Annotated in this window: 18 protein-coding genes and 1 pseudogene; 16 read left to right on the forward strand and 3 right to left on the reverse strand. The window is 36.0% G+C overall.

Annotated features, from left to right (window positions below; genetic code table 11):
* Positions 1-10 precede the first annotated feature (10 nt).
* The 12 genes from tssM (at position 11) to I5515_RS05345 (ending at position 15,503) form a co-directional block, all read left to right on the forward strand.
* Positions 11-3,832 carry a type VI secretion system membrane subunit TssM gene (gene tssM, locus I5515_RS05290; protein ID WP_199965097.1) on the forward strand — a complete coding sequence of 1,274 codons (3,822 nt, stop codon included), beginning with the start codon at positions 11-13 and terminating at the stop codon, positions 3,830-3,832.
* Positions 3,833-3,869: 37 nt separating this feature from the next.
* On the forward strand, positions 3,870-4,829 hold the full coding sequence (gene tagF / locus I5515_RS05295; RefSeq protein ID WP_199965098.1) for a type VI secretion system-associated protein TagF: 960 nt from the start codon (positions 3,870-3,872) through the stop codon (positions 4,827-4,829).
* 2 nt (positions 4,830-4,831) lie between these two features.
* On the forward strand, positions 4,832-5,599 hold the full coding sequence (locus I5515_RS05300; protein ID WP_199965099.1) for an OmpA family protein: 768 nt from the start codon (positions 4,832-4,834) through the stop codon (positions 5,597-5,599).
* Positions 5,600-5,615: 16 nt separating this feature from the next.
* Entirely contained in the window at positions 5,616-5,879 is a 264-nt protein-coding gene (locus I5515_RS05305) for a PAAR domain-containing protein (protein ID WP_199965100.1), read from the forward strand.
* 147 nt (positions 5,880-6,026) lie between these two features.
* Positions 6,027-8,708, forward strand: coding sequence for a type VI secretion system ATPase TssH (tssH, locus tag I5515_RS05310; protein WP_199965101.1), 2,682 nt, complete (start codon positions 6,027-6,029; stop codon positions 8,706-8,708).
* Positions 8,709-8,730: 22 nt separating this feature from the next.
* Positions 8,731-9,825, forward strand: a complete 1,095-nt coding sequence (tssA, locus tag I5515_RS05315; RefSeq protein WP_199965102.1) for a type VI secretion system protein TssA — start codon at positions 8,731-8,733, stop codon at positions 9,823-9,825.
* A 16-nt stretch (positions 9,826-9,841) separates the two neighbouring features.
* Positions 9,842-11,206, forward strand: coding sequence for a type VI secretion system baseplate subunit TssK (gene tssK, locus I5515_RS05320; RefSeq protein WP_199965103.1), 1,365 nt, complete (start codon positions 9,842-9,844; stop codon positions 11,204-11,206).
* A 17-nt stretch (positions 11,207-11,223) separates the two neighbouring features.
* Entirely contained in the window at positions 11,224-12,030 is an 807-nt protein-coding gene (gene icmH / locus I5515_RS05325; RefSeq protein ID WP_199965104.1) for a type IVB secretion system protein IcmH/DotU, read from the forward strand.
* A 12-nt stretch (positions 12,031-12,042) separates the two neighbouring features.
* Positions 12,043-12,642, forward strand: a complete 600-nt coding sequence (locus tag I5515_RS05330; RefSeq protein WP_199965105.1) for a hypothetical protein — start codon at positions 12,043-12,045, stop codon at positions 12,640-12,642.
* Between the two features lie 7 nt (positions 12,643-12,649).
* Positions 12,650-13,603: a M15 family metallopeptidase gene (locus I5515_RS05335; RefSeq protein WP_199965106.1), complete on the forward strand. Its 954-nt coding sequence runs from the start codon at positions 12,650-12,652 to the stop codon at positions 13,601-13,603.
* A gap of 10 nt (positions 13,604-13,613) precedes the next feature.
* Positions 13,614-14,282 (forward strand): hypothetical protein, encoded by a 669-nt coding sequence (locus tag I5515_RS05340; RefSeq protein ID WP_199965107.1) that lies wholly within the window; start codon positions 13,614-13,616, stop codon positions 14,280-14,282.
* 72 nt (positions 14,283-14,354) lie between these two features.
* Positions 14,355-15,503 (forward strand): winged helix-turn-helix domain-containing protein, encoded by a 1,149-nt coding sequence (locus tag I5515_RS05345; protein ID WP_199965108.1) that lies wholly within the window; start codon positions 14,355-14,357, stop codon positions 15,501-15,503.
* 89 nt (positions 15,504-15,592) lie between these two features.
* Here the strand turns inward: I5515_RS05345 and I5515_RS05350 are convergent, their stop codons facing one another.
* Positions 15,593-16,048 (reverse strand): GNAT family N-acetyltransferase, encoded by a 456-nt coding sequence (locus tag I5515_RS05350; RefSeq protein WP_199965109.1) that lies wholly within the window; start codon positions 16,046-16,048, stop codon positions 15,593-15,595.
* Positions 16,049-16,158: 110 nt separating this feature from the next.
* Here I5515_RS05350 and I5515_RS05355 point away from each other — a divergent pair, with 110 nt between their 5' ends.
* Complete coding sequence (locus I5515_RS05355) at positions 16,159-17,637, forward strand: PLP-dependent aminotransferase family protein (RefSeq protein WP_199965110.1); 1,479 nt, start codon at positions 16,159-16,161, stop codon at positions 17,635-17,637.
* A 277-nt stretch (positions 17,638-17,914) separates the two neighbouring features.
* Here I5515_RS05355 and I5515_RS05360 read toward each other — a convergent pair whose 3' ends face one another.
* Positions 17,915-18,574 carry an epoxyqueuosine reductase QueH gene (locus I5515_RS05360; RefSeq protein WP_199965111.1) on the reverse strand — a complete coding sequence of 220 codons (660 nt, stop codon included), beginning with the start codon at positions 18,572-18,574 and terminating at the stop codon, positions 17,915-17,917.
* Between the two features lie 445 nt (positions 18,575-19,019).
* On the opposite strand from I5515_RS05360, the gene I5515_RS05365 reads away from it, so the two are divergent.
* From I5515_RS05365 to I5515_RS05375, 3 genes are all read left to right on the forward strand, one after another.
* The gene (locus I5515_RS05365; protein ID WP_199965112.1) at positions 19,020-19,313 is read left to right on the forward strand and encodes a hypothetical protein; all 294 of its coding nucleotides are present in this window, start codon (positions 19,020-19,022) and stop codon (positions 19,311-19,313) included.
* A 198-nt stretch (positions 19,314-19,511) separates the two neighbouring features.
* A complete protein-coding gene (gene soxR / locus I5515_RS05370; RefSeq protein WP_199965113.1) occupies positions 19,512-19,979 on the forward strand; it encodes a redox-sensitive transcriptional activator SoxR in 468 nt (155 codons plus the stop codon).
* Between the two features lie 158 nt (positions 19,980-20,137).
* A complete protein-coding gene (locus I5515_RS05375; protein WP_199965114.1) occupies positions 20,138-20,575 on the forward strand; it encodes an I78 family peptidase inhibitor in 438 nt (145 codons plus the stop codon).
* Between the two features lie 60 nt (positions 20,576-20,635).
* Here I5515_RS05375 and I5515_RS05380 read toward each other — a convergent pair.
* Positions 20,636-20,785: pseudogene (locus I5515_RS05380) on the reverse strand (hypothetical protein); the annotation flags it as partial.
* Positions 20,786-21,129: the final 344 nt, after the last annotated feature.

Below are 21,129 nucleotides of genomic sequence, written 5' to 3' on the forward strand. Positions count from 1 at the left end.
CGAGAATAGAATGCATACAATTTTAGGCTACTTGTGGCAGTACATCACGAATCCTAAAGCAATTATCGCCTTGTCATTGTTCGTGGCATTGATGTCTTCATACACTTCAATTCCTCGCCATATATTCTGGGCTTTAGCAACTGCCTATGCTTTGGGTCTTATAGTTTATGGTATCTATTGGCTTATTCAACGAAGAAAGCATGCTGCTCAAGGTGAAGAACTAGCTGAGGCGATTGAAAAAGATAATCAAGCTGAATATGGGAAAAATAAAGATAAAGAAGAGCTTCAGCTTGTTAGCCAACAAATGAAAGAATCAATCCAACTGATTCGTAAATCTAAGTTGGGTGATAAAAAAGGGAATGCAGCACTCTATGAGCTTCCTTGGTATATGGTTATTGGTAACCCGGCTGCAGGTAAAAGTTCAGCTATTTATAATTCTGGTTTAAAGTTTCCTTTTGAAGAAACGCATCAAAAAATGGTATCTGCTGGTTTAAGTGGTACTCGAAATTGTGACTGGTTTTTCTCTACAGAAGGTATTTTACTCGATACGGCTGGTCGCTATTCTGTTTATAGCGAAGATCATTCTGAGTGGTTAGGTTTCTTAAATATTCTAAAAAAGAACCGTTCTAAAGCTCCGGTCAATGGTTTGATTCTGATTGTTAGTATTGCTGAGTTGATTAGCCAAAGTCCTGAAAACTCTTTAAAGCTTGCTAAAAATTTACGTGCTCGTATTCAAGATTTAACTGAGCGGTTGGAAGTTGTTGTTCCTGTCTATTTAGTCTTTTCAAAAATGGACTTGATTGCGGGCTTTACAGAGTTTTTTGAATTTTATGAAGCTCAGGAGTATAACCAAGCTTGGGGAGCGACGCTTCCGTATGACCAGAGTTCTTCGCATAATGCCGTAGATTTGTTCGAGAAGCATTACAATATTCTTTACGATGGTTTAAAAGGGGTGAGTTCGACTCATTTAAGTCGTCGTCATTCGCAAAACATCTCACCAAGCGTAATGACTTTCCCGTTAGAATTTAAAACATTAAAACCAGCTTTAAAGAGCTTTATTGCTACACTTTTTGAAGATAATCCATATCAATTCCAACCTGTTTTCCGTGGGTTTTACTTCACTAGTGCTTTGCAAGAAGGTGTCATTGAAAGTCCAATGACAGAGCAAATTGCACAAGAATTTCAGCTTACTCAAATTGCTCAAAGTGATTTAAAAGATCATTCAAAAGTTACCCCTAACCACGGTTATTTCTTAAACGGTCTATTTTCAGATGTTATTTTAAAAGATAAAGATCTCGTTAAGCAGCATGTAAATACGGGCAGAAAACGTCAGCGCTACATTGCATTTATTGGTGCTTTGGCGGGTGTTTCAATTATTTTGGGTGTATGGGTTTGGTCATATCGCAATAACCAACAATTAGTTGCCGAAGTCCAAGCTGATTTAAATAAAGTTGTTCAACTAGAGAAAGCTTCGGGTCAGCAATTGTCCACTCAGTTAGAAGCTTTACTTATTCTTCAAAGACGTCTACAGCAGTTAGATGAGTTTGATGAAAATAGACCACTTAAGTTTAGTTTTGGTTTGTATCAGGGCAATGAACTTCGTGAAAAGTTAAAAGCTGAATATTTAAAAGGCGTTAAGCAAATTGTCTTAATACCGACACAGCAAAATATTGCTCAATATTTGCAACGTGTAAAAAATAATGAAGCAACTTTAAAAGCCAATCATACGAATGTTGAGATTAAACAAACTGCTCAGGCTCAACAATATTTAGAACCTTCAGACACAAATCCTCAAGATGCGTATAACGCATTAAAAGCATATTTGATGATGAGTAATCCGCAATATATGGATGCAAGTCATCTGAGTGATCAGGTTACACGTTTCTGGCGTTCTTGGCTTGATGCTAATAAAGGGCAAATGCCACGTGCAGATATGATTCAGGAAGCTGAACAGATCTTATCCTATGCAATGACTTTGGCGAATGATAAACAATTCCCAATTTTAGAGGCAGATTCGCAAATTGTTGATCAAACACGTCAAGTGTTGCTCTCTGTTGTGAGAGGAATGCCTGCGCGTGATCGTGTTTATAACGAAATAAAAATGCGTGCTGCGGTACGTTTCCCTGCGCTGACTGTAAGCCAGATCGTTGGTGAAGCAAATAAAAATGTTGTATTGGGTAGTTATGCATTGCCGGGCGTATTTACCCAAAAAGCATGGAATGATTATGTAGAAAAAGCCATTGAAGCAGCTGCTGATAAACCAACAGATAGTAAGGACTGGGTATTAAATAGCCGTCAGTCTGATGATTTAACTTTCTCAGGCAGCCCTGAACAAATTAGAAAGCAACTTACCGCACTCTATAAGCAAGAATATATTGCTGAATGGAGAAAATTCTTAGGTGGCATTCATTATGCAAAAGCGGGCCAATTTACTCAGCAAGTAAAAAATATTGATGTTTTGGGTGAGCCGCAAAACTCTCCGATTAGAACCTTAATTGAAAGGGTAGCGATCGAAACAAACTGGGATAATCCAGTTGTTCAAGCAGAGCTAGCAGCCCCACAAAAAGGATTTGTTGCTTGGTTTAAACGTAAAGTTTTAAATCATGATGATAAGCAGGTTGCTAACCAAGTGGCAACTAATGCTCAAGGTGCTATTTCTCAAGAATACCAAATGTTCTACCAGTTGGTTCGCAAACGTGATGATCAACAAGGTAAATCATTACTTGATGAATATATGACAAATTTAGCTCTAGTTCGTAGCAAGTTTAACGAGCTTAAGAATGCAGGTGAAGTTGGACCTAATGTGATGACATTAGTCAAGCAAACCCTTAATGAGCAAACTTCTGTATTTAATCAAACGCAAAAAATTGTAGATGAAAAAATGGCGGTTGGTTTCAATGAAATTGATCAGCGATTACTACAAAAATTAGTGGTTAGTCCACTTACACAGGCTTTCGAGAGTTTAATTACACCTACGCAAGACGAAATTAATAAATTATGGGTCATGCAAGCTTATCAGCCATTTACAGCAAATCTTGCTAAGAAATATCCATTCAATTCATCGGCTTCTTTACAAGCTACAAGTAGTGAAATTGGTCAAATCTTGGGTGAAAATGGCAGTATTTCTCGCTTTGTAAAAGAAAATCTTGATCCATTTGTGATTCGTCGTGGTTATACGTTAACGTCTAAGACATGGAAAGATTTAGGAATTAGTTTAAATCCTCAATTTGTCATGAGTTTCCAAAGATATGTGACACCATCTAATGGCATGGCAACTGGTGAGTTAAATAGTCAAGCTCCAGCCGCTCCTGCAACCAATCAATCTAACTTCCAGTTCTATCCAATTCCAAATCCACAATTGATTTCATATACAGTTGATATTGATGGTCAGCGTATGACTTATGAAAATGGTGTGCAGCAGTGGGTTAACTTTATTTGGCCAAATCCAGGCAGCATTCCAGGTGCTCGTATTACCGCAGTAGATTTACAGGGTCAAACGCACACTATTTTTGATGAGCCAGGTGAATACGGTATTAACCGTTTAATTGATAGCGCTCAGCGTAAAGAACAAAATGGTGGATTTGAAATGCTTTGGCGTAGTAAGACCGACCCAGCATTATCTGTAAAAATGAATTTCCGTCTAATTAGTAGTAATTCAGGCAGTATTGGTTCAAGCCGTGGTTATGCGGGTATGCAACTGGTTGAGAAAGTCACTGCCGATAAAGCCGCTCTAGTGGTTTCTGCTCAGCAGGCACCAGCTCAAGCAGCACCAGCAAAAACAGGAAATCCTGTTTCAGCAATCGCTCAGCCTTCTTCGGGAGTTAAGCCATGACATGGAAAATAACCGCTATGCCAAAGGAGGAGCAATAATGCAAACATTAAAAACAACTCCTCTGTATTATGGTAAAAGTCCAGCGCGGGGGGACTTCTTAAAAACAAAAGGTCAGTATGCCTTAATACAGGTACTTGATCAGTGGATTACTGAGGCATTGGAATATGCAATGCAATCAGGTCTTTTTAAAGAAGCTTATAGCACCTTACCTTCACTGGATTTTTTTATTGCAAATCCAAAAGAAAATATGTTTTTAGTGGCGAATTTACTCGCAAGTGAAGATAGTTCAGGCCGATCTTTTCCAATGGTACTTAGCCATTTATTAGAAATTGATTTGCCTTATGAGAACTTGTTATATGCGCCATATAGCTATAAACATGTACTTGTTGATTTATTTCAAAACAATCGCACTTTAAAAGGAATTAAAGATTCAGATTTGTTACTTGGGAAATTGAGTCACTTACAGAATCAAATTCAGGTTTTAACTGAACGAGAATGTGTCGGCTTCTATGAAAATCATACGATGCATTCATTTGCTCAATTGATGAAGTTGAGTATTTATGAACTAGCACAAAGTATGATTGGGCTAGGATTATTACTACAACCCATTTTACAAAATGGAACTAGTCGATTAAATAAAGTTTTAATTCTACCTATTAATAATCCTGCTTACAGTTATGAAATAGCGGCTTTTTGGGTCAGTATTATTTGCCGTTTTTTAAAGGAACATAATACTGAGGTACTCATAGGTTTGTTACATCGAGAGCAACCCGTATTATTCTTCGGTTTTCAAGGTGCTGATATTTTAGCCCTTAGCGATATTTTTACTCAGGATATGGATAGTAAACACTGGGTTTCTTTAATAGAAGCTCAGTGGATTGATACTTATTTGGAGCAGGATGCTGGTTTAGCTACGCTAGAACAATCATTATGCCAACGACAGTTAAGTTTAAATCAAGGCTTAAAACTATTTAGACAGACTTTTTTGGGTGAATAATAATGAATCAACGATATCAAACTAAACTTTTACAGCTCATAAAAGGCTCATTTATCTATGCTATTGCTAATTATGCTTTGGCTCAGCCTATTGTTGTAGAAGGTGTAGTTCCTAATGAAGCCAGTAAGCAGGCTATCTTATTAAAAATGCAGTCTGTTTATGGCGCAGATCAGGTTGTAGATAAAATACAAGTTAGGCCAGTAGCTGCTCCAAATGGATGGAGCGATTCTGTTACACGAGTCATTACACCTGATCTTAAAAAAGTTTCACAAGGTAAATTAAGCGTGAATGGTACGCGATTTGAGTTGAGTGGAAAAATGCTGAATCCAGCAGATATTCAACCTACTACTCAGTCTTTTCAGGGGTTAGTTCAGCCACCATATCAATTGTATTCACAATTATCAGTAAATCAGGCAGAGCAGAAAATTATTGATGATGCACTTAAAAATCGAATTATTGAGTTTGAATCTGGTAGTGCAGTTTTAACAGCTGCTGGTCAAAAAATTCTTGATGAGATGGCTGTTGCTTTAAATAAAGTAAGCGGTAAAAAAGTCAAAATTGTGGGACATACAGATAGTTCCGGTGATGCGACTAAAAACTTAAAACTTAGCCAAGATCGGGCGTTAGCAGTGAAAAACTATTTGATTAGTAAGAGTATTCCTGCAGATCACTTATCAGCGGAAGGTTTGGGTTCCTCTAAACCAGTCGCAGAGAATACTTCTCCAGAGGGAAGAAAGAAAAACCGTCGAATTGAGTTTACTGTTCTATAAATATAAGGAGAAGAACATGGCTAGTCCTTACATTACGATTGGATGCCCAACAACAGGTGGCGGGCAAGTTATTTCGGGTAATAGTACGTTTTTAATTGAAGGAATTGCTATTGCATGTGTAGGAGATAAGGCAACTTGTCCGTTACACAAAACGGTTTCTACAATTGTATCGGGCGATCCCAATATGCTTGTTATGGGAAAATCTGCAGCGCGTGTAAATGATTCATTATCATGCGGTTGCAAATTACTGCCAAAACAAAGTTTGGTTAATCAGGGATAATGGTAGAAATATCTTTTATATAGATATAAATCTATAACCTTATATTAACGCTTGAAATGAAGAGTAGTTTGTCTGATAAAGCTGAATTTTGTTAATATACAGACATTATGATTTTAAGCATTAAATTATTTAAAAATATTGAGAGTAATGATGAGTAATTTAAAAATTTTAATTACAAAACTTTCTACAGTTGCGCGTACTGCTTTAGAAAAATCAGCTAATGCTTGTGTTATTCAACAAAATTACGAAATTGAAATTGAACATTTATTTTTAGAGTTACTTAATCAATCTCTAGAGAATGATTTAAAAATTTTATTGAAGAAATATAAAATTTCACCTGAAGCTTTAGCTGATGATTTAAAAGAGACAATATCTCAATTACCTAAAGGTAATAATCGAACTCCTATTTTTGCTAAATCTATCGTTCGTTTGTTTGAACAAGCTTGGTTATTGGCTTCGGCCGAACAAAATCCAGTCATGCGTAGTGGTCATCTATTAGTTGCATTATTAACTGCACCTGATTTATATCAAATTGCCACTCGCGCTTCGAGTTTATTTGATCTTTTACCAATTGATTCAATGAAACATAAGTTTCTTGAAATTTGTGAGAAGAGTATTGAACAACAAGATGAAACAAAAACACTTTCTGGTGAAGTCGAACCAACAGAAACGACTGTAGCAAATACTAAAGTAGCTAAGACTCCTGCGCTTGATCAATATACGATTAATCTAACTGAAAAAGCTAAAAACGGCGGCATAGACCCAGTTATTGGTCGTGAATATGAAATTCGGTTAATGCTCGATATTTTAATGCGGAGACGCCAAAACAACCCGATCTTAACTGGAGAGCCGGGGGTTGGTAAAACAGCTGTGGTTGAAGGTTTAGCTTTAAAAATTGCTCAAGGTTTAGTACCTAACGCCTTAAAAAATGTACATTTACACGTGCTTGACATGGGGCTATTACAGGCTGGCGCAAGTGTTAAAGGCGAATTTGAAAATCGTTTAAAACAAGTGATTCAAGAGGTTCAAGCTTCTGCTCATCCTATTATTTTATTTATTGATGAAGCGCATACTTTAATTGGTGCGGGTGGACAAGCCGGGCAAAATGATGCGGCAAATCTTTTAAAACCAGCGCTTGCACGGGGTGAGTTACGTACCATTGCTGCAACCACTTGGGCTGAATACAAACAATATTTTGAAAAAGATGCTGCGTTGAGCCGACGCTTCCAAGTGGTAAAAGTAGAAGAGCCAACTGAGGAAGTTGCCGTTGATATGTTACGGGCAATGATTCCTGTTATGCAGCAGCACTTTAATCTACAAATTGATGATGAGGCGATTGTTACGGCAGTTCATTCTTCACATCGATATATTAGTGGTCGTCAACTTCCGGATAAAGCAGTTAGTGTGCTTGATACGGCAGCAGCACGTGTTGCATTGACTCAAAATGCACAACCCGTAAAGCTTGACCAGTTAAAGGCTCAAGAGCATAACTTAAAGCTGGAACAGCAGATTTTAGAAAATGAACATCGTCAAATTCCAATTCATCATGAACGATTGGATAATTTAAAAGTTAATTTAGAATCTTTGCAAAAAGAAATTCATGAAACCCAAGAGCAGTGGCAAAAAGAATTAGAACTTGTTCATAAAATTCAGGAATTAGAAGCAGAGAATCATTCTAATGAGTCTGAAGCTTATGATCAGATTAATCTACTGCGTAAGGATCTTGCTGAAATTCAAGGTCAGCAACCATTAGTTTTTGAAAGAGTAAACTCTCAAATCATTAATGAAATTATTTCTGATTGGACCGGAATTCCTGTTGGAAAAATGGTGAATGACGAAATTAAACAGATATTAACGCTTGAAGATAAGTTGGGCGAGCGTGTAATGGGGCAAGATTATGCACTTACACAATTAGTTCAGGGTATTAAAACTTCAAAAGCAAGACTTGAAGATCCTAATAAGCCACAAGGTGTATTTCTTTTGGTGGGCCCAAGTGGTGTCGGTAAAACTGAAACTGCATTAACTTTGGCAAATGAATTATATGGTGGTGAGCAGCATTTAATCACCATTAATATGTCTGAATATCAAGAAGCACATACTGTATCTTCGCTTAAAGGTGCACCTCCTGGATATGTAGGATATGGTCAAGGCGGTGTTTTAACAGAAGCTGTTCGCCGTAACCCATATAGTGTTGTCTTACTTGATGAAATTGAAAAAGCACATAGTGATGTTCAGGAGCTGTTCTATCAAGTATTTGATAAAGGTACTTTAGAAGATGGCGAAGGACGAGTTATTGACTTTAAAAACACCACTATTTTGTTGACTTCAAATGCTGGCTCAAGTGCCATTATGCAGGCTTGTTTAAATACGCCTGTTGAAGAATGGCCTACGGCGGAAGAGTTGATTGACCATTTAAAACCAAGTTTATACAAGCAATTCAAACCTGCATTTTTAGGCCGAATGAGAGTTGTGCCGTATTTCCCATTACATGACGATTTACTCGTACGAATCATTAAACATAAGCTAGGCAAGATCACAGCAAGAATTGAAAAACAATACGGTACACAAGTCCAGTATTCTGATGATTTGGTAGAGTTGCTCTTAAGCCGTTGTACAGAAGTCGATAGTGGTGCTCGTAACGTCGATAATATTTTAAATTCTACGGTGTTACCTGCATTAGCTACAGAAATTTTGGTGGCTTTAGCAGAGCAAAAATTACCAAAAATTATCATGATTGATGCTAAAGATGACGAAATTCAATATTTACTAGATCCGGTTGCAAAAGTTGCTAAAAAAAGGACGAGTAAAAAGTTGAAGTCAGAAGTTTAAAATTGAATAGAGCTAAAATTAGATGAATATTGATATTTCTGAACTACTTAAACCCATTAGTGATAGCTTACCTTGTGGTAACGACTTTTCATTTTCTAATGAATTTCATGAAATCAAAAAAGCGAAAACACAAGATGATTTATTGTTAGATCAAGGTGATTGGGTTGCTGAGCGCAAACAAGCAGATTGGGACTTTGTATCAAATAAAACAAGTGTTTTGCTAAAAGAGAATACAAAAGATATTCGTCTATTAACTTGGCTCTTGGAAGCTTGGACTCATCTTTATGGTTTTGATGGTATGGCCAAAGGTTTAACCCTAAGTCATACCATGTTGAATCAATACTGGCAGGAAATTCACCCTGTTATCGAAGATAATGATTTAGATCAGCGCATTGGTTTATTACAGGGTTTAATTAATCAACTCCCTATGTTGTTAAAGAAAGTCTCTTTAACAAATACAGCTCCTTATTATAATTTGCTTGATTACGATAATTTTCTCTATCACGAAAATATTCGTCGTAAGCAAACAGAAGATTATGATAGTCAGTCTGGACCTTCGGAGTTAGAGCAATTCGATCAAACCATTTTCAATACGTCTAAAAGTTTTCAATACTCTAATTATCAAGATTTTAGTTCAGTCTTAACTGAGTGGGATGTTCTAAAGCAAACCCTTGATCATTTAATGGGACTAGACTCGCCGAGTTTTGGTGCAATTGATTCAGCATTTGAAACAATTCACAGCACACTACGTAAAATTTATAAAGCAGAGGCTTTTGGTAATGGGCTTACACCAATCCAAGAACAGGCCACTGTCATGACAAGTTCATCTATGGAAAATCAAGTGCCAGTACAAATCGTGTCAGATCAGTCTGTTTTTCAGCCTCAAGCACAAACTCACTTGGCCAATCGTGAGCAAGCAATGAAAGTGTTGCAAGAAATTGCGGATTACTTTCAAGCAAACGAACCTCATAGCCCTGTGAGCTATATGCTTCAAAAAACCATTAAATGGAGTCAAATGCCGTTACATGAATGGCTAGCACAAGTCATTAAAGATGAGAATCCATTACAAATGGTTCAGGAAATGTTAGGTGTACAACCTAAAAATGAATATGAATAAAGATTGGTAAAGACATATGTTTAAAGCTGAAAAAGTCCTATGGGGCGAAGGTTTATTTTTAAGACCTCAACATTTCCAAATTCAAGATACTTATCATGAACAACGGTTGAATCATACGGTTAGAGCAGTTGTACCTTTTTCATATGGTGTTCAAAAACTCAGTTTCGATGAGGCTCAATTGAGCACACATATTCTTGCTCTTGAGTCTGTAGAGATGATCTGGCAAGACGGAGAAATTTATCAGGCACCTGCTTATGATTTATTGCCTGAGCCAATTTTATTGGATGATCTTAATTTACGTGGTGAAATGGTAATCTATTTAGCATTACCACTTTTACAAGCAAACAAGCAAAATCTAATTGATCAAAACCAAGCGCAAAAGGGCAGATATCAATCTCATCTTGTCGAAACGCACGATCTATTTACGAATGCAACCGAAGCAGATATTAGTTTACTCCGTCGCCGTGCTGTTTTTAAATTATTAGATGTACATAGTAATCCTGACCATAATTTAGATGGTTTTTTATATTTACCTATTGGAAAGATCAAGCGTCAAAGCTCTGGGGCTTTTGAAATTGATCGAAAGTTTATTCCACCAATTTTAAATGTAGATGCATCTGAAACACTCATTTCAAATTTAAAAAGAACACTGAACGTTATTAAGGCAAAAATTAAGACGATTCAAACCAATAACCGAGAAAATGAACAGAAATTAATTGAATTCCGTTCAGGTGATATTGTTTCGTTCTGGTTAGTGAATGCCTTAAATACAGCTCATGCTGGCCTTAATCATTTTGTGCAATATCCACAAATTCATCCAGAACGTTTATTCTTTGAATTATTACGCTTAGCAGGTTCATTATTAACTTTCTCGACGGCCTATGATGTTGATCAGTTACCTGCTTATAAACACCATAATTTACAAGAAAGTTTCTCACAGTTAGACACGATTTTGCGTGATTTACTAGATACGATTATTTCGAGTCGTTATATCAGCATTGCACTTAAAGAAATCCGACCTTCATATTGGGTAGGAAGTCTTGAAACCGATAAGATTACTCGAGACACTCGACTCTATATTGCAGTATCAAGTAGTGCAATGCAGACACATGAGTTAATCCAGATTGTACCTTTACGATTCAAAATCGGTAGTACTTTAGATGTAGAGCAACGTGTGGTTGCTGCATTACCTGCAATTCCATTGCATCACTTAATTCAAGTTCCAACTGCTATACCTGTACGTTCTGGTGTGAGTTATTTTGAAATTGAACCGCATCATGAGCTTTACCAACGCATGCTAGATTCAGAAACGATTTGTATTTATGTTCCGGCTGGTTTCCAAGATATCAGCATTGAATTGATTGCGGTCATGAACGCTTAACGGTAAAGGAGAGAAAAATGTCACAATCCACAGGTGCTCCTTCTTTATTTGATGATGGGCAAATTGGAACGGGCGGGAGCAATAATAGCCAGTCTCAAGCAAAATTACAGGCAATCAATCTTATTGATTTATTGCATGATGGCTTTTATCTGGTTTTTTTAATTCGAAATCAGTATGTGCCAGCAGATGCGCTGCAGTTTCGTGAAAAAATCTTAAACTTACTCAACCAATTTGAGCAACAAGCCAAAAAGTTGCAATTTTCAGCTGATGATATTCATGATGCTAAATATGCATTTTGTGCTTTGATTGATGAAACTATCGTAACGCAGCAGGACCCAAGTTATTTTAATTTGCAAAATGCTTGGTTAATTAGCCCATTGCAATTGAGCTTGTTTGGCTCTCAATTAGCTGGTTATCGCTTCTTTGAAATATTGGAACAATTACGTAGCCGTGGAAAAGAACGTCTAGCTGCTCTAGAAGTATTTCACTACTGCCTTTTATTAGGTTTTCAGGGGAAGTACCGAATTGAGTCTACGGAGAGTCTCAACCATTTAGTATCAAGAGTTGGTGACGAAATTGACTATTTAAAAGGGAAAAAGATCGCATTTTCGCCGTTCTCGGCAATTCCCGATCAAATACGAAATATTATCCATCGCGAAGTACCTTTCTTCTGGATTTTGATATTTTTATTGATTTTTGCATTTCTTACCTTTGCAGGGCTAAGATTTATGCTGACTAATCAGAATGATAAAGCATTATCTAATTATCAAAATGTGATTTCTGCTCCTCAAGAGCAAGCACATATTACAATTTATTTACCTTGATGATGGTACGAAATGGCTCAGGAAAAACCAACTTCTATTCGAGTTTTACAGTCGAATAAAAAAAAGCCGAAATCACCAATACTTTATATTGTGATTGGTGTTATTGCTGGGGTGTTTGTAAGCATCTCACTATTCCTGTTCTTGTCTCAACCGTATTCGTCAGATCCTACAACTGTTGAGAATAAATCAAATCAAGATCAGGAACATGATCAAGTATTAATGTCGAACTCCTCCGTACATGGACAAGTTGCAGCTGATCAGCAAGAGCAAGCTGATCCGGTGAGCCATGAAGGTTTTGAGCAGCCTAAGGAAAATGAACTGAGTGGTATTTTTAAACCTGCTCCTCATAAAAATACAGCTCCGAATCAACAACGGGTTTCACCATTTGATGCACAGTTAACAGGGGAACGGGTAGCACCTAAGCAACAAGTTGTAGCTAAATCTACTCAACCAATACAGCCAGTTCAGAAAAAAGCTGTTCCTCAACTTAAGGTAGCTCAAGCGAAACCTGCTGAGGCTAATAAGGCTCCAGTTGAGCCAGAAGCTCAGGTGGAGCCACCAAAAGCTTCGGTTGACATTAAAATTACTCGTAGCCCGTTTGCGGTGAACTAGTAAATTCATGATGATTTTTCTAATTTTCTTTTGTTTTGCCTGCCTTGCTATAGGGCTGGCATTTTTAATGTCATATGAATTAAGAAGTAAGGGTAGAACATTTGTTTTATCGTTATTACCTCAGGGACGTCGGCAACTCAATCAAGTAAGGCAATTTGCCCAAACTATGAATCAGGCAGCTGCACCTGAAAAATTACAATCCCATTGGCATTTGCAGCAATGGTGGATTGTGATTGCAGGATTTTTTTTATTTGCCAGTATTTTAGTTTTTGCTTTTACTCGCCCGATTAGCTCAACTCGGATTGAAGCTGAATATCTTAAAAAAACGGATCCTCAAATTTATGCATTATTAAATGGAGAAATTTTATCACCTCCGCCTGAAGTTGATGAAGGTCTGATTGCCGCAGCAATTGTTGAAGCGACGCAATTGGAACAGCAGCATGCTTCTCAAGATGGTGGTGTGGTTGATTCTTCACCTATTGATAAAGCAAGCTTCGATGGTCGTGCAATTTTAGATACAAACATGGTCAATCGTAAGTGGGACAAAATGAATCCACGCTATAAGCAACGTTTGCTTATGGTCTTTAAAATTATGAAAGAGCAATATGGCTATGAGCTTGTCCTGCTTGAAGGTTATCGCAGCCCGGGACGCCAAAATATGCTGGCAGGTAATCCGAATACAACCAAGGCAAAAGGCTATCAGAGTTACCATCAATTTGGTTTAGCAGCAGATGTGGCATTTAAGCGAAATGGTAAAGTGGTTATTTCTGAACGTGATCCATGGGCTATGCAAGGCTACCGCTTATATGGGCAAGTTGCTGAATCAGTTGGGCTCACGTGGGGCGGACGTTGGAAATCTATTCAAGATTATGGCCATACTGAATTCCGTATGCCTGGATTAAGAAAAACTCAAGAAATGGCAGAAAAACTTATTGCCGAAAGTTTGAATGATATAAATTAAAAGAGTAAATATGTTTACAGAACCTAGAATACAGGACGTTAAAATTGATTCAGTGATTAGTTCAAAACAAATCGCAAAATTATATTTTAAGCCTAAAGCATTTTTCTTAATGTTCGCGAAATTAGATATGCAGTATATTCATTTCGCGACTTATCTTGTTGCTGTATTTTTTGTTATGGATCGCATTGATACAAAGCTTCTTAAAGCTTTGGCATCAGACCATCCCAATTATTCTTCCTATTCTTTTATTTTAGATCATTGGCTTAACTATTGGATTTGTGTTGCAGCACTGGGCGCGGTTGCTTCATTTATCACATGGTACTTTTATGGTTGGTGGTATGAAATTCGTCTGAAATGGTGTGGTGTAGAGAACCCAGATACCTCTTTGATTCGTCAGGTCAATATTATGCAATGGTTTGTTGCAGCATTACCTGTAATTATTATTACTATTATTCAAACATTTGTTTATGATAATTATTTAGATACATTTTTTAGTGAAGAGATCTGGTCTGGTTTAATCATTTTATTTTTTAGCATTTATTCCTGTTGGGTAAGTTATCTTGCTGCAAAAATAGTATTTTCAGCGAATAAGCGTGCAATTTTATGGTTTTTGGCTTTACCTTTGATATTTTATTCTTTGGGTCTTATTGCAATGTTTAGTGTATTTGCAGGAAACTGATTTCACTTGAACCAATCTCATATTCATCTGAGTAGTAGCCCATATCAATATAATTAGCCCATTGAGCTTTGTATGACTTCATCTTTAAAACGTTTGGTTTTATTTAATCAAGGCTTAGGAAAGACTAGTCCGTTTGCCAAAGGTATGGACGGAACTCTACAGGCTATTGAACATTTGGGTTATGTGCAGATTGATACTATATCGGTTGTTGAGCGTGCTCATCACCATATATTGTGGAATCGAGTTCCTGATTATGATTTAAGTTATTTAAATCATTTAGTTCGAGAGCGTCAGGTTTTTGAATATTGGTATCATGCTGCCTCTTATCTGCCAATGAAAGATTATCGTTATGCTTTGCCTGCCATGCTGTCTGTCAGGAATGGGGAAAGCCGTTACTTTAATAGAGGTGATCAACATCTCATGAATGAAATTTTGTCGCGTGTTCGTGCTGAAGGTAGAATTCGACTAAGAGATATTGATAAAAATAATAAAAAGAGTTTGGGGAATTGGTGGAATACGGGTCCGGGACGCCGTGCTTTTGAGCAGTTATATATGCAGGGTGACCTGATGATCTGTGAGCGTAACGGAATGGAAAAAGTCTATGATTTGACTGAGCGTTGCTTGCCTGAAAATATTGATTTGAGTATGCCTACGCTTTATGAATATGCGCAGTATTTATTTAATAATACGCTTCGAGCACATGGTGCATTTACATGGAAGCAATTAGTCCATTTAAAGAAAAATGATTTAAAAGAAACGATGCGTGTCGTACTGAATGAGCAGATTGACGCAGGTGTTGTATCAGCAATTAAGCTTACCAGTGGGCAAACGATATATGTTGATATGGCCGCAATAGAACAAAAAGCTAGTACTGATTTTGGATTAAAAATACTTTCACCGTTTGATAACTCACTTATTCATCGTGACCGTTTAACTTCTTTATTTGAATTTGATTATCGGATCGAGTGCTATGTGCCAGCGGCCAAACGGGTATTTGGTTATTTTTGCTTACCTATTCTTTATCAAGATGAGTTAGTGGGCCGTATAGACTGCAAAGCACATCGGATAGTAAAAGAGTTACAAGTAATTAGCCTACACCTAGAAAAAATAATCAAAGATAAAGAGCATTTCTTTTACGAGTTAGAGCAAGAGCTCAAACGTTTTGCAGAATTCAATCAATGCACGCTCATTAATGACAAAGTAATCAAGCTTATCCGCTAAGGTGTAAGTAGTGAACCATTTGGGTCTTAAATAGAATATTTTTAATATAAAACACCAAAAGAATCAAAGTTTTTGGTGTTTTGCTTCATTTAGACTAAAGGCATACGATATTCAATTATTCCTGGTTTTTGTGCAATCCAGTCATAGAGTTTTTGAGCGGTGTGATTGGTTTCTTGAGTGTGCCAATATAAACGGTCGCAGTTGTGTTCAATCGCCTGCTTTTGTACATACTCAATGAGTTTTTTACCAATATGTTGACCACGGACCTCAGGTGAAACATAGAGGTCTTCTAAATAGCAATAATTATTTTCTACCCATGTTGAGCGATGAATAACATAATGCACAATTCCCAAAACTTGCTCACCTTGTTTTGCCACCGCACAATAAACAGGCTCATTTCCATCGAAAAAGCGTTCCCAAGTCATTTTTGTGACATGAAGAGGTAAATTTACCTGATAAAAATTTTGATAAGCAAGCCAATATTTTTCCCATTGAGAGTAGTCCTGTGGCTGAACTGGAACAATCTGAATATCTTGATTTTGCATAATAATTACACTCTGTTTAAAGTAATAGAAAATTGAAAACTAGAGTGTAGTTTTGATAGTGGTATTTTTATAAGGTACACTTTTAATATTTTTTACAGTACCAGTTTATTATGGTAGCTTTGATTTCTGCATCTTTTCCACATTTGATTTTGCCAAAAGGCCAAATTAAAGATGGGCTATATACAGCCTTGCGTGATGCTATTTTAGATGGGAGACTTATTGCGGGAACAAAATTACCCTCTAGTCGTGCTTTAGCAGAAATGATGTCGATTTCACGCAATTCTGTATTAGCTGCGCTTGAACGCTTACTTGATGAGGGATATTTATTTACCAAACCAAGTTCTGGTACCTATGTGGCTGAGGTCATGCCAGATCAGTTAATACATATCCAAGAAAATTCAAAAAAAACTACGCTAGCCAATCAGCATTTGTTAAATATTAATCCAAATATTGAAGCTTTATTAGGGGCTTGGCGAGCGCAGACTTTGTCAAGCAAAGAGAAAAAGATGTTTCATGTGGGAGTAGGTTGTATCGATTTATTTCCTCATCAACTTTGGGGGAAATTATTAACGCAAGCTTGGCGACAGTCATATCATCAACTTGGTCAATTTCACGACCCAAGAGGTTATCTACCTTTGCGTCAGGCGATCTGTGAATATGTCCGCTCAACCAGAGGACTGAACTGTAATGAACAACAAATCATTATTGTAAATGGTACGCAGCAAGCAATTCATTTAACGGGCTATGCCTTACTTCAAGCAAATGATGAGGTATGCCTAGATGAACCAGGTTACGATGCAGCTTTTAACATTTTTCGTAGTTTTGGTGCGCAAGTAAATTTAATCGAAAGTGATGAAGAGGGAATGCAGGTTTCAGACATTATTCATCATTATTCAAAAAGCAAACTTGTTTATACAGCACCTTCACATCAGTTTCCTGTAGGGGGAACTTTAAGTCTAGCTCGCCGTTTTGCGTTACTCGATTGGGCATCTCAACAGGGAAAATGGATTTTTGAAGATGATTATAATAGTGAGTTTCGCTATGGCACACACCCCATTCAAGCTCTACAAGGCTTAGATCAGCAGCAAAGAGTTATTTACTCTGGTACTTTTACTAAAATGATGTTTCCTGAGTTTCGTTTAGGGTTCATGGTTGTGCCTGAAGCATTGATCGAAACATTTAGTGCAGCCAAATATTATACCGATGTGCGAAGTTCTTATTTAGAGCAGGTTGCTTTGTCTCTATTTATACAAAAAGGTCACTATGCTAGACACGTGCGTAAAGTTAGAAAAGCATGCTATGAGCGCCAACAAGCATTGATTAAAGCTATTAATGACAATCTTTCAAATGTGCTTAGTGTTCAACCAACAGATTCAGGTATTCATACAGTGTGTTGGTTAAAAGATGAGTGGACAGAGCAAGAATTTATTGATCAGTGTTCAGCTCTAAAGTTAGCAGTTCAGCCGTTATCAAGGTATTGTCAGATGCCAAACAAGAAAGCCGCGGTACTTATTGGCTATGCAGCCCATACACCTAATGAAATTATTGAAAATATTCAAAAAATTGCACAACATTTACAAGCTAAATAATAGCCTAATTTATGCTCTTTACATAAATTTAATCATTATTCAAATGCTTAAATGCAAATTTTTATGTTGATGAGTTAGTTATATGAAAATAGAGATATTATTCAAATTTTTAAAAATTAATTTTAATTAATATTATTTTAAGCTAGCACAATTAATCTAACTACATCAAAGCTTATTTAGTACACCTTTTAGCCACATTCTCCAGATGTGGCTCTTTTTTTTATCAAAAATAAATATAGTTTACAATGGATAATTAATTGTTAATAAACTGTAAAGTTTAATCTTCTTCCATGGCATTATTATAAAACTTTACACCAATTTTAATTCGATCACGGCCATTACTCATACGCCAACGGTTAGTATCTCGTAAAGAATATACACAGCCACAATATTCTTGCTGATAAAACTCTTCTCGTTTACTGATTTCAATCATACGGCTTGAGCCGCCATTTTTACGCCAGTTGTAATCCCAGTACTGAATTTCAGGATAGTGAGCAGCAGCTCGAATTCCGCAATCATTGATCTGAGCCATATTTTTCCAACGAGAAATTCCAAGTGAACTACTGATGAGGCTAAAGCCGTGTTCATGTGCGTAAAGGGCAGTTCGTTCAAATCGCATATCGAAACACATGGTACAACGAATACCGCGTTCAGGTTCATCTTCCATTCCTTTTGCTCGGGCAAACCAATTATCAGTATCATAATCTGCATCGATAAATGGAATATTATGCTTTTCTGCAAAACGAATATTTTCTTCTTTACGGATTAGATATTCTTTTACTGGATGAATATTAGGATTATAAAAAAATATTGAAAATTTAATTTCTGAGTCGATCAGTGCTTCCATAACTTCTCCTGAACAAGGAGCGCAACAAGAATGAAGTAATAATTGATCGTGTCCAGACGGCAGTTCTAATTTTAAACGTTGAGTTGACATAATAAAAAAATTAAATTGTATTCCTATTAATTATATATTTATTTTTTATATAATGTGAAATGAATTATTTTCAATTTTGCTGTGAAATTAATTTAATATTTAAGAAATAATTTACGTAATATCAAATTTAAAATAATTAAATAAATGTGGGGTTAAATATTAAAAAAGCTATCTTTAATTATATTTTAAGTTATTGCTAAATATACTATGTATTTAAATAGATTATAGTTGAAATTTATATGTTGGAAATAATAAACTTTAAATATTGTTTGATAAGTAATTGATGTATATAAATATAATTTGAGGTTTTTTTGTTTTTATTGTGATTTGTGTCACAAATAAACCTTATTTTTTCAATTAAAATATTTCTTTAGATTTATATCTTTAATAAATTTATACTATAAAACTCAGTGTGTTTTAATTTAAGCGTGTGATAATTTGAGATATGAAAGATTGGCAATGTAAGTATTGTAATGGTTACATGATGGTTAATCATTCAAAGATCAGTGTAGGAGAAAAAGTTTACTTTTTGGTATATAAATTTGATGCAAAGAATGAAAGGAAAAAATTATATAAAAAGGGCGTTGTGGTTGCCCGTTACGATAATATACTTCACATTGAGTCACATAAAAAAACTTATAAGATTGAGCAGATCAAAGTCTATCCATTAGATGCCCCAATGCCTTTCGTTTACAACATGTTTTGGATTTGTGGATGCCCATGTACTCTACAAAACTAATTTCTTAAATTGAACTGACAGTAAGTTATTTTATAAATTGAACTGAATTAATAATGACATCCTTTTTTTGTCATCAGCTTTAATAGATAAGATCGGGAACTTGGGACAAAGTGGCTTATAGGGTAAAAAGATCTCTGTTCTTTATTTGACAAAATAACAGCGCTCTCTTATAAACCTCAAGTAAAGTTGAGGTCAATCATGATGAGTGAAAATAAAAAAGCTGACTCTAGTCGAGTTTTGACTGTGGGTGAAGTGGCAAAAAGGAGTGGGGTTTCTGTCTCGACCCTACATTTTTATGAAGCGAAAGGGCTTATAAAAAGTATAAGAACAAATGGTAATCAACGTCGGTATCCCTTAATTATTTTAAGATATATTGCGATTATTAAAGTCGCGCAAAGGGTGGGTATTCCTTTAAATGAAATTAAAGAAGCTTTAAGTCAGTATCCGTTAGGTAGCAAATTAACAGCTAAGCAATGGAAAGATTTATCGAGTCATTGGCGAGAAAATCTGGATGATCGTATTCAAAAATTAACGAGATTAAGAGATGAAATGGACTGGTGCATTGGTTGTGGCTGTTTATCATTAGAGCAATGTCCATTAAGAAATCCTGAAGATATTTTAGGACAAGACGGATCTGGTCCCCGAATTTTAGAAAGACCTGAATAGAATATTTTAAAAATGGCTTTTAATTGGGAATATCTTAATTTCCAATACATTAAATTTATTTTGTTAGAACATTCAAGTGAGTTTTTTATTGTAAAGAAGTGATATGAAATATGAAATTTTTTGATATCTTTAGTTTTTTTAGTAAGAAGCAAAAAATTATGAAAAAAACTCTCTTTCTTGGCTTGGCACTTGTTTCATTAACAGCTTGCTCATCTGTACAACATCATAAAGAATCCACTCCACCAAAAATAGGATCACCAAATCCAGCTAGCCAATATTGTGTTGAACAAGGTGGAAAATTAGAAATTAGAAATGAAGCAAATGGTCAGGTTGGCTATTGTCATTTGCCAAATGGGAAAGTCGTTGAAGAATGGAAATTATTCCGTGACAATCAAGCGAACTGTGTAGCAGAGAAAGCTCAAAAATTAGTGGGACAATCTGGCCTTACTGATGATCAAATTAAACAAAAGACTCAATCAGAAATTGTACGTAAAGTTGCTCCAGGTCAACCAATGACTATGGATTATCGTACAAACCGAGTTACAGTCACAATTGATCCAGCTTCTAAGAAAATTACTCAGGCAACATGTGGTTAATTTGTTTAATTAAATTTTGAAGTAAAAAAGCCTGCTGAAATGCAGGCTTTTTATTACTTTTCGGTAGGCTGTAAATCCCTGCATTTCGGAGTTAGCAAATTGAAGTAGATGTTTTGTAGGCATTCCTCCCCAAAGAATAGCTGTATCTTTCGGTAGTTTTATAGACGTTATATTTTCTTGTTTAAGTGGAGCAGTTTGCTCATTTTTCTTGTCTTTCATGATTTCTAGAAATTTAATATATCAGCCTTTAAATTAATAATAAAAAAAGCCTCTAGCGGACTAGAGGCAGAAAAAACATCAGATGCGGTAACAGGTGAATTATGCATCTGAGTTAAGTAGGTTGTATCAAACCATGTAAAGCACTTTACCAGCAAAAATGAATAAAAATAGAGGGGTGCGACTAATGGCTAATATTTGTAGTTTTTTATTTATACAAATTGGCATACTTATTTAAAAAATAGTTTTAGAACATCTATTAGGGATAATAAAAGCTCCACAGTTTATGTTTTTGATTCAACTGCCCGATGTTGATTGTTCAACCGTTGTCTTTTTGT

This window comes from Acinetobacter calcoaceticus (assembly GCF_016508255.1).
Classification (GTDB): domain Bacteria; phylum Pseudomonadota; class Gammaproteobacteria; order Pseudomonadales; family Moraxellaceae; genus Acinetobacter; species Acinetobacter calcoaceticus_E.

Excerpts from the sequence above, each read along its gene's own strand:
- tssM (WP_199965097.1), top strand. The coding sequence starts at position 11 with ATGCATACAATTTTAGGCTACTTGTGGCAGTACATCACGAATCCTAAA.
- tagF (WP_199965098.1), top strand. The coding sequence starts at position 3,870 with ATGCAAACATTAAAAACAACTCCTCTGTATTATGGTAAAAGTCCAGCG.
- I5515_RS05300 (WP_199965099.1), top strand. The coding sequence starts at position 4,832 with ATGAATCAACGATATCAAACTAAACTTTTACAGCTCATAAAAGGCTCA.
- I5515_RS05305 (WP_199965100.1), top strand. The coding sequence starts at position 5,616 with ATGGCTAGTCCTTACATTACGATTGGATGCCCAACAACAGGTGGCGGG.
- tssH (WP_199965101.1), top strand. The coding sequence starts at position 6,027 with ATGATGAGTAATTTAAAAATTTTAATTACAAAACTTTCTACAGTTGCG.
- tssA (WP_199965102.1), top strand. The coding sequence starts at position 8,731 with ATGAATATTGATATTTCTGAACTACTTAAACCCATTAGTGATAGCTTA.
- tssK (WP_199965103.1), top strand. The coding sequence starts at position 9,842 with ATGTTTAAAGCTGAAAAAGTCCTATGGGGCGAAGGTTTATTTTTAAGA.
- icmH (WP_199965104.1), top strand. The coding sequence starts at position 11,224 with ATGTCACAATCCACAGGTGCTCCTTCTTTATTTGATGATGGGCAAATT.
- I5515_RS05330 (WP_199965105.1), top strand. The coding sequence starts at position 12,043 with ATGGCTCAGGAAAAACCAACTTCTATTCGAGTTTTACAGTCGAATAAA.
- I5515_RS05335 (WP_199965106.1), top strand. The coding sequence starts at position 12,650 with ATGATGATTTTTCTAATTTTCTTTTGTTTTGCCTGCCTTGCTATAGGG.
- I5515_RS05340 (WP_199965107.1), top strand. The coding sequence starts at position 13,614 with ATGTTTACAGAACCTAGAATACAGGACGTTAAAATTGATTCAGTGATT.
- I5515_RS05345 (WP_199965108.1), top strand. The coding sequence starts at position 14,355 with ATGACTTCATCTTTAAAACGTTTGGTTTTATTTAATCAAGGCTTAGGA.
- I5515_RS05350 (WP_199965109.1), bottom strand. The coding sequence starts at position 16,048 with ATGCAAAATCAAGATATTCAGATTGTTCCAGTTCAGCCACAGGACTAC.
- I5515_RS05355 (WP_199965110.1), top strand. The coding sequence starts at position 16,159 with ATGGTAGCTTTGATTTCTGCATCTTTTCCACATTTGATTTTGCCAAAA.
- I5515_RS05360 (WP_199965111.1), bottom strand. The coding sequence starts at position 18,574 with ATGTCAACTCAACGTTTAAAATTAGAACTGCCGTCTGGACACGATCAA.
- I5515_RS05365 (WP_199965112.1), top strand. The coding sequence starts at position 19,020 with ATGAAAGATTGGCAATGTAAGTATTGTAATGGTTACATGATGGTTAAT.
- soxR (WP_199965113.1), top strand. The coding sequence starts at position 19,512 with ATGATGAGTGAAAATAAAAAAGCTGACTCTAGTCGAGTTTTGACTGTG.
- I5515_RS05375 (WP_199965114.1), top strand. The coding sequence starts at position 20,138 with ATGAAAAAAACTCTCTTTCTTGGCTTGGCACTTGTTTCATTAACAGCT.